The organism is Scytonema sp. NUACC21 (genome assembly GCF_054684315.1).
Genome location: NZ_BAAFZH010000006.1, coordinates 1 through 7460, shown reverse-complemented (window position 1 = coordinate 7460; position 7460 = coordinate 1). Strand labels below are relative to the sequence as shown.

The 7460-nt window shown below is 43.8% G+C and carries 6 protein-coding genes and 6 pseudogenes; 4 read left to right on the top strand and 8 right to left on the bottom strand.

The genetic code is table 11. The features are described from left to right. Both ACYRY3_RS00325 and apt read right to left on the bottom strand, forming a co-directional pair. Nucleotides 1-254, bottom strand: a pseudogene (locus ACYRY3_RS00325) (ABC transporter permease); the annotation flags it as partial. 73 nt (nt 255-327) lie between these two features. Next, a pseudogene (gene apt / locus ACYRY3_RS00320) lies at nt 328-786 on the bottom strand (adenine phosphoribosyltransferase); the annotation flags it as partial. Here apt and ACYRY3_RS00315 point away from each other — a divergent pair. Then, on the top strand, nt 776-1129 hold the full coding sequence (locus tag ACYRY3_RS00315; protein ID WP_460199911.1) for a DUF2358 domain-containing protein: 354 nt from the start codon (nt 776-778) through the stop codon (nt 1127-1129). The pseudogene apt and the gene ACYRY3_RS00315 overlap by 11 nt on opposite strands. A 115-nt stretch (nt 1130-1244) precedes the next feature. Beyond that, a pseudogene (locus tag ACYRY3_RS00310) lies at nt 1245-1553 on the top strand (ArsA-related P-loop ATPase); the annotation flags it as partial. Nucleotides 1554-2153: 600 nt separating this feature from the next. Here the strand turns inward: ACYRY3_RS00310 and ACYRY3_RS00305 are convergent. Both ACYRY3_RS00305 and ACYRY3_RS00300 read right to left on the bottom strand, forming a co-directional pair. After that, nucleotides 2154-2312: a YlxR family protein gene (locus tag ACYRY3_RS00305; RefSeq protein WP_460199912.1), complete on the bottom strand. Its 159-nt coding sequence runs from the start codon at nt 2310-2312 to the stop codon at nt 2154-2156. Nucleotides 2313-3071: 759 nt separating this feature from the next. Continuing rightward, nucleotides 3072-3821, bottom strand: a pseudogene (locus tag ACYRY3_RS00300) (dihydroxy-acid dehydratase domain-containing protein); the annotation flags it as partial. Nucleotides 3822-3940: 119 nt separating this feature from the next. On the opposite strand from ACYRY3_RS00300, the gene ACYRY3_RS00295 reads away from it, so the two are divergent. Together ACYRY3_RS00295 and ACYRY3_RS00290 are read left to right on the top strand one after the other, a co-directional pair. After that, on the top strand, nt 3941-4564 hold the full coding sequence (locus ACYRY3_RS00295) for a tetratricopeptide repeat protein (RefSeq protein WP_460199910.1): 624 nt from the start codon (nt 3941-3943) through the stop codon (nt 4562-4564). Nucleotides 4565-4578: 14 nt separating this feature from the next. After that, the gene (locus ACYRY3_RS00290) at nt 4579-5052 is read left to right on the top strand and encodes a hypothetical protein (protein WP_460199909.1); all 474 of its coding nucleotides are present in this window, start codon (nt 4579-4581) and stop codon (nt 5050-5052) included. 124 nt (nt 5053-5176) lie between these two features. On the opposite strand, the gene ACYRY3_RS00285 is transcribed toward ACYRY3_RS00290, so the two are convergent. The 4 genes and pseudogenes from ACYRY3_RS00285 to ACYRY3_RS00270 form a co-directional block, all read right to left on the bottom strand. After that, the gene (locus ACYRY3_RS00285) at nt 5177-5545 is read right to left on the bottom strand and encodes a hypothetical protein (protein WP_460199908.1); all 369 of its coding nucleotides are present in this window, start codon (nt 5543-5545) and stop codon (nt 5177-5179) included. Continuing rightward, nucleotides 5542-6018, bottom strand: a pseudogene (locus tag ACYRY3_RS00280) (J domain-containing protein); the annotation flags it as partial. The pseudogene ACYRY3_RS00280 and the gene ACYRY3_RS00285, both read right to left, overlap by 4 nt. A 25-nt stretch (nt 6019-6043) precedes the next feature. Further along, nucleotides 6044-6535 (bottom strand): annotated as a pseudogene (locus tag ACYRY3_RS00275) (hypothetical protein); the annotation flags it as partial. Between the two features lie 200 nt (nt 6536-6735). Next, the gene (locus ACYRY3_RS00270; RefSeq protein ID WP_460199907.1) at nt 6736-7170 is read right to left on the bottom strand and encodes a hypothetical protein; all 435 of its coding nucleotides are present in this window, start codon (nt 7168-7170) and stop codon (nt 6736-6738) included. Between the last annotated feature and the right edge of the window lie 290 nt (nt 7171-7460).

The following is a 7460-nucleotide window of genomic DNA, read 5'->3' as shown; positions in this document are numbered from 1 at the left end:
GGCCAAGACTTATCTAGACCGAATTGTCGCCTGAGTTCCTCAATTCGTTCTGGGGAAATTTTCGGGTTTTGCTTTAGCGTGTCTACGTAATCACCCGGTGCTAGTTGTATAATGAAAAACGACAATGCCGAGGCCAAAAACAAAGTTAACAGCGCCTGCAATAATCGCTTCGTAATATAAAGAAATGTGTCATTCGTAACCAACCTTTTAAGGCGATCGCGACTAGCATCCAAGGAAATTCGAGTGGTAGTCATTTGTCCAGTGTCCTTTGTCCAGTGTCATTAGTCCTTAGCCAATGACTTGTGACAAAGGACTAATAACTAATGACTAATATTCTACGAGAGTAATAATTGGTGCATCAGGCAGATTTTTCCGCCCTTGCAAATCCCGTAGCTCGATGATAAACCCATATCCTACAAGTTCGCAGCCAATTTGCTGTACGAGTTTTGCTGTGGCACACGCAGTTCCACCTGTGGCTATTAAATCATCCACAACAAGAACTCGGCAACCTGAGTGCAAAGCATCTTGGTGGATTTCCAAACAATCCGTGCCATACTCTAGTGCATACTCAATAGAGTACACTTTTGCTGGCAACTTACCAGATTTGCGAACGGGAACAAAACCCGCTCCTAATTTGTAAGCAAGCGGTGAGCCAATAATGAAGCCCCGTGACTCTATTCCCACCACGTAGTCTGCCAGGAGGTTGGCTTCTTTTACTTTTTGTGCGAACAAATCAACTGTATGGCGCAGCCCTTCTGGATCGCGCAGCAATGTAGTGATATCGCGGACAGTTAATCAAACATACAATATTTACGCTCAAGACGTTTATTTTCAAGATCCACTTAACAAATTTCATGGTATTGAGCGGTACAAGCAAATGATTCAGTTCATGGAAACTTGGTTTTTAAACATAAAAATGGACTTGCACGATATTTACCCTGTGGAAGACACCATCAAAACTGAGTGGACGCTGAGCTGGAACACACCCCTTCCCTGGAAACCGCGCATTGCTATTTCTGGTTGGAGTGAGTTGCGCCTCAACTCTCAAGGTTTAATTGTGTCCCACATTGATTACTGGAACTGTTCCCGTCTAGATGTGCTGAAACAGCATTTTTCTACGGGTCATTAGTCATTGGTCAAAACAAAGGACAAATGATAAAGGACAAAGGACAAAGGACAAAGGACAAAAGACAAACGATAATGTAAATAAGTGTAAACACTTCTCAGCTAGGACAAAACTATCAATGCGCGTAATTTTGATGACAGGCAAAGGTGGCGTGGGAAAAACCTCAGTAGCCGCCGCCACGGGACTCCGTTGTGCAGAACTGGGTTATCGCACATTAGTTTTGAGTACAGATCCCGCTCACTCCCTAGCAGACAGTTTTGACCTAGAACTGGGACACGCACCAAAACAAATTCGTCCCAAATTATGGGGTGCAGAATTGGATGCGCTGCTTGAGTTAGAAGCAAATTGGGGTTCAGTCAAACGCTACATCACCCAAGTCTTGCAGGCACGGGGTTTAGAAGGAGTTCAGGCAGAAGAATTAGCTATCTAATTCTTACTTTGCCGTTGTTCATCCACTCTTCCCCTTTAAGTTACAGTTTTAGCGGATGGCTGCCTGGTATGTGACATCTCCATCCTTGGATTACTGTGTTTAGGTTGCCGTTGCTATTTTTGCCGGTGCCTCCAATCAGGAAAGAGAGATGTTTCGGGTTAATGCTGGCATCCCCACCCTAGAAGATGGTTGACGCCAAATCGCGCTTGGGCGCTACCAGGTTGCCATTCTTTTATGTGTTTGTTTGCTGTTTCTGAGTCTTCCACGACACGATCGAGTAAAACTTTTTGGGAGTGCTGCTTCGCCCCTTTCAATAATGAAGAGCAATGCTAACGACACCCTTTTTCTATTTTGGCACTACATGAGCGATTGTAGAGGGTGTGTTGATAGCACAAATTGTTCGGCTGCCAGCACTTTTTCTCTGAAATTACCGCTACAACATAGTTTTAACTGGGTTGGCAAAAATAGCCAATTATATTTTTTAGTCAGCAATTGAGCACTTGATAACTTGGAATGGGTAATAGTACCTTATCCCTCGTCTTTTGTCACTACTCTTGCTCTTGACGCATTTACGCTTAATTATGCCACCTGCAACTTTTAGGTTTCATTTAGGTTTTTGCTTTCAGATAGACGCTGCCACAATGTTTTATACAGTGTTTCTGGCACTGTTGCCTGTAGCGCACGCCCCAGTCTATTTTTTTTCCGAGCTGCTACAAGACAACTCTGGTGAGGACAAATATAAGCAGAACGCCCCATGCCCTCCAGTTGAGGATAGCGAGTTTCCAAGACGGCGAGTTTGGCTTTCGCCCCCCAGCGAGCATAGCCATAGTAGGCTTCAATCATGTAAGCTCGTGCGATCCGCTCTTTGTTCCAATCCTGGTAGAATTTTGCCGCTAGTTCATTAGCAAGGGCTTCTTCCTGAGGGTAACCATTGGCTTTAGCACCCGCGATCGCCAGGTCATAAAATTCTAGAGCTTCTGTTTTGCGATTGAGGAGTTGATGCTTTTGGGCTTCAACTAAATGATACTTGTGCAAGTAATTCATGGGAGCATAATGCGCCCATTCTTTTAACTTTTCTTGATTTTCTTGCAATCGCTGCCATCGTGACTCCGACTCCGTCATCGATTTACCAAGAGTGGCAAGCACGGTCAGAGAATCATAGAAATATAAGAGCGGTTCAACGATATTTCCCATACCCCCGGCCAAATACTGTCGGGTTTGAACGGCATCGTGTTCTGCTTTGGCAAAGTCTTCTAGCCAGTAATTCAATGTGAATCGATACAGGTAAAAGTAGCATAGTCGATAAAAATCGACTTTTGCCTCAGCCAGGACTTTTTCTTCATAAGAATCTTGGCGTAAAGGAATTTCTTCCTCTGACTGACCCAGCAGAATAAGCGCAGCTTGCCAGTAAGCCAAAACACAGTTTGCTGCCGTGAATTGATTGAGGTCGCACAACTGTTGGTAATAGGCACGAATTTGGGGTTCAAGTTCAGTTAGCGGTTGACCGCACCAATAGTCAGTAATCAACCCGACTGCATCACCCAAACCCGCACCAATAATTGCTGAGGTAGGTGCTAGCATTTCCCGCATCCCAGGACCGCCAATAGGTCCTTCGTAGCGGACGACAATGACATCACCAGCTTTTATTTTACCTGCAAGGATAGCATCCAAGCATTCTTCCTCCGAGTCAAACACCCGTGCAGGACCAGTAATGCGGGGATTTTTTACTCCGGTAATTTTTGCTACTGCTCCCTCTGTAGCCAGATTTCCTTTCAGGATGGCTAAGTGACCTTGGGGATACATCGGGTTATTCCAAGGACGAATGACATCTTGATTGCTGGGTGGTTCATTGGGGACATCTGCTAAAATTTCGGCGATGGTTTTGCCCGTGATGGTGATACAGTCACCGTGGAGTAAACCATGCACGAGTAACATCTTCATGACTTGGGGTATACCGCCTACTTTGTGCAAGTCTGTAGCAATATATCTACCGCTTGGTTTTAAATCACACAAAACGGGTACGCGACTGCGGATAGTTTCAAAGTCATCTAGATTCAGTTCTACACCAACCGCACGAGCGATCGCCAGAAAGTGCAACACGGCATTTGTAGAACCACCCACTGCCATAATGACAGATATGGCATTCTCTATGGATTTACGGGTGATAATCTGTCTGGGTAATAGTTGATTGCGAATCGCTTCTACCAATACCTTGGCTGATTCAAAGGTACTATCAGCTTTTTCATCGTCTTCTGCTGCCAATTGCACCAGATATTCAAGAACCGATCGTTGCCATTTTAGAACGCCCTCATCCTGACATTGCTGAACCAGTGCGTCTACTTGCTGCTGATGCTCGAAAAATGAAATAGTTTGGAGAGCAGGATATGCAACGACTGGAGCCAGGACAACTTATTGAACGAGAACTTGCAGGTTATGAAACCCACCGCTATGAATTAAACCTGATTTCTGATTGGTATTTGGAGGTACTAGTTGCTCCGCGAGACATAAATGTAGTTGTCGTGTTGTTTGCTCCTGATGGTCAGATGATAGTACAAGATGATGTAGCCAGCAAACAAAAAACTTCAATAAAACTGATAGTTGACCTTTCAGGAAATCACCTGTTAGAAGTGCGTCCATTAGATGAAGCTGTTACTGGGTATTATCAAGTACAGATAAAAGAGATGCGAACAGCAACGGAGCAAGACATTAATCGTTTTGCTGCCGAAGAAACCTTGGCAGAGGGTATGCAGCTATACAAAGAAAGAACAGTAGAATCACTGCAAAAGGCGATCGCAAAATTTCAAGAAGCTCGCTCACTCTGGCATACTGTAGGAAACGTGATTGAGGAAGCTCGCTCCTTAAACAATATTGGTGCGGTTTACAACGCTTTGGGTGAAAAGCAGCAAGCACTCAAATACTACAACCAAGCACTCCCACTCTGGCGTACTGCAGAAAATTACCCTGGTCTTGCAGCTACTCTTAACAATATTGGCAAAGTCCACCAGTAGGAGCATGTGTCGGAATGAAAGGATCTCGTATCCACGGCATTGTTCGGGAGTTAGGCAACGAAAATATTGACGTAATTAACTTTACAACCAACCCTTCTTTGTTGATTTCAAGAGCATTGAGCCCAGCTAAAGTTTCTTCTATCAAGTTGGACGAAGCCCGTAAGTCGGCAGAAGTTTTCTTAAAATTAGAAGAAGTTTCCAAAGCGATTGGTCGTGGAGGACAGAATATTAAATTGGCTAGTTTGTTGACAGGCTTTGAATTGGATGTTATTCGCGAAGGAAGCGCAACCGAAGATGATGATGTTGAATTGACCGAATTCTCAGATGAAATCGATGGATGGATCATCGATGAGTTTGCCAAAATCGGATTGGATACGGCCAAAAGCATCCTCAAACAAGATGTAGCCGATTTAGCCCGAAGAACCGATTTAGAAGAAGAAACCATCCTTGAAGTGATGCGTATTCTAAAAGAGGAGTTTGAAGACTAAATAATACCTACATTTACAAAAGAATACAGAACTTAATTACACTATATGTCTGACGAAAGAAATATACGAATTAACAAAGTTTTACGGGAATTAAATATTTCTCTGGACCGTGCTGTGGACTTCCTTAAAGAGAAAGGTATCTCCATTGATTCGAATCCAAATGCCAAAATTTCTGCCAGTGAATTTGATATTCTTCAAAATCAATTTGCAGGAGATCGCGGAAACAAAGAGGCGTCCCAGTTACCATATCTAGCACCATTGCTGCTCCAACCCAATTCAAGTTCAGATCGCGGTGCAACCTTTGAATCTGCACAACGCGAAATATATCCTGTCGGCGCAGCATGATTCCTACAGGTTCAATTAATCCCAGGCGGGCAAATCGTTCTAGCAATAAAACCGAGGTTTGGGTGAAGTAGGCGGCTTGCTCGAAACTATAGAGGCGATCGCCTGTTTCTGTCCACACCACGCAAGACAAACTCAGGTTAGAACTCATAACCGCACCTCCGTTAAGCCCTGACGGGAATTAAAACTACTAACCTGCCGCAATTTTTCATAGCACTCTCTTTCCTTAGGACACAAATCTTTGGGGGTCACAATTTTTAACCGCACGATCAAAGCGGTACGATTACCTTTTGGATCGCGCCAGCCCTTGCCACGTAGCCGGAGTGGTTGGCCGGAATCCACACCGGCTGGAATCGTCATTGTTACTTTGCTATCGGGCGTAGGAACATCTATTTGTGCGCCAAGCACTGCTTCTTCTGGGCTGACAGGTACTTCACAGGCAAGATTGTCGCCCTCAAATTTGAAGAAAGGATGAGGCAATAATTCAATCGACAGATAAAGATCGCTGCGTTGCTGGTTAAAAGGACTTATCTGTCCTTTGCCTTTTACCCGAATGCGGCTTCCCGGTTTCACACCGGGCGGAATACGAACATTGATGCTTTCTCCATCAATTTGTAGCCGCTTCTATTCCTTGACTAAGTAGTAGTTCTTTTAGGTGCTCAATATTATGTAAAAGAAGCAACACAAGCAGATGTGGAAATAGAGTTTGGAATGCAATGTCGGCGGCTTGTCCCCAATCAGGCACATTTGAAGCGCTCGCCGTGGATAAGTAAGCCCTTCGGGGCTAAAACATAAGAAATCAGGGACAATACCAACCAACGATATACGCCCAAAAGAGTCCCTTGCCCAAAACGATGCAACCCGAAACGGTGTTTTGCAGTTTTAAACCACCCCTCGATCTGCCATCGACGTTTACCCCACCCTTCGGGTTCGCCAGTCGCTACAACGGGGGGAACCCCCGCAACGCGCTGGCTCACCAAGAAATGGTACTGGCTTTGAGAGCTTTAGTAGAGATGACAAATCGCTTTTGATACTTGCCATCATGACGTTTGAAGTAGTACCAGGATACAGAGACAGGAAATTTCAAGCCGTGAAGGTGGAGTCGTTGTCCGCGCTTATGTAATCGAGCAATACAGCGTCCATCTGTTACTCCCTTCCCGCTAGAAGATTACCAAAACTGTATTACAAAAAATACAAATACACGACAAAAAGCTTCTCTCGTTTCTACAATTATCGTGTAGACACAAAAAATAATCTCCCACCACCTCTCAATATGTTGGAAATTAGTAAAACGGTAATCTGTCCAGCCTAGTTCCTGTTTACACTGCCGAAACCCATATTCTACCCGGGTATCACATTGGTCGATTGGTTGCGATAATAGACTTTGATATTTTGAGGATAGACTCTTAAAGGAACGTTCCCAGTGTTATGTAGCGTAACTTTCGCAACATAAACATCATGCCCTGAAGCTAGAAGTAGCCCAAATCCAACAACATCAGGTGTCTTGGCTGTCAAAATGAAATTTATTGCTACCGCAGCAAGTTCTAATGGGGCGACACGCCAACTGAAGTTTAAACGTGCAACAGACTGAGCTATTAATTGCTTATTCTTGAAGCTATAAGATAAAGAAGTATCAGAGATATTGCTACCCTTATTTATCACGTTACTAGCACTACCCTCCAAAACCATTGATGTGACAATTGGCTGTGCATTGGCAATACCTGAAGAAGTAATCCATATACCTAATGCTGCGATACCTGCAAGTAATTTCTTCATTGTAGTTTCCTATTGATATATGAACGTAATAAACTTATCCCGTGCTACAAAAGACTCAAAAAATTTTGCTTGATTTATACCAGTCCGACTAAAATAGCGATCGCCCACACTTCTGTCAAAATTACTGGACAAAAAATTAAACGTAAAGGTATCCAAAAATATTTTGGTTCTATGAAAGAATAACGCGATCGTCTAAACAGCCAGGGACCACAACCCCTTAGAAACTACAATTAGATCTACAAATAATCTTTTCCTGCTTTTGACTAGCACCGTAAAATGTGATGCTGTGA

Bases quoted from the DNA above. Each gene is read 5' to 3' on its own strand.
- ACYRY3_RS00295 (WP_460199910.1), top strand. From the start codon at position 3,941: ATGCAACGACTGGAGCCAGGACAACTTATTGAACGAGAACTTGCAGGT.
- ACYRY3_RS00270 (WP_460199907.1), bottom strand. From the start codon at position 7,170: ATGAAGAAATTACTTGCAGGTATCGCAGCATTAGGTATATGGATTACT.
- ACYRY3_RS00285 (WP_460199908.1), bottom strand. From the start codon at position 5,545: ATGAGTTCTAACCTGAGTTTGTCTTGCGTGGTGTGGACAGAAACAGGC.
- ACYRY3_RS00290 (WP_460199909.1), top strand. From the start codon at position 4,579: ATGAAAGGATCTCGTATCCACGGCATTGTTCGGGAGTTAGGCAACGAA.
- ACYRY3_RS00305 (WP_460199912.1), bottom strand. From the start codon at position 2,312: ATGGGGCGTTCTGCTTATATTTGTCCTCACCAGAGTTGTCTTGTAGCA.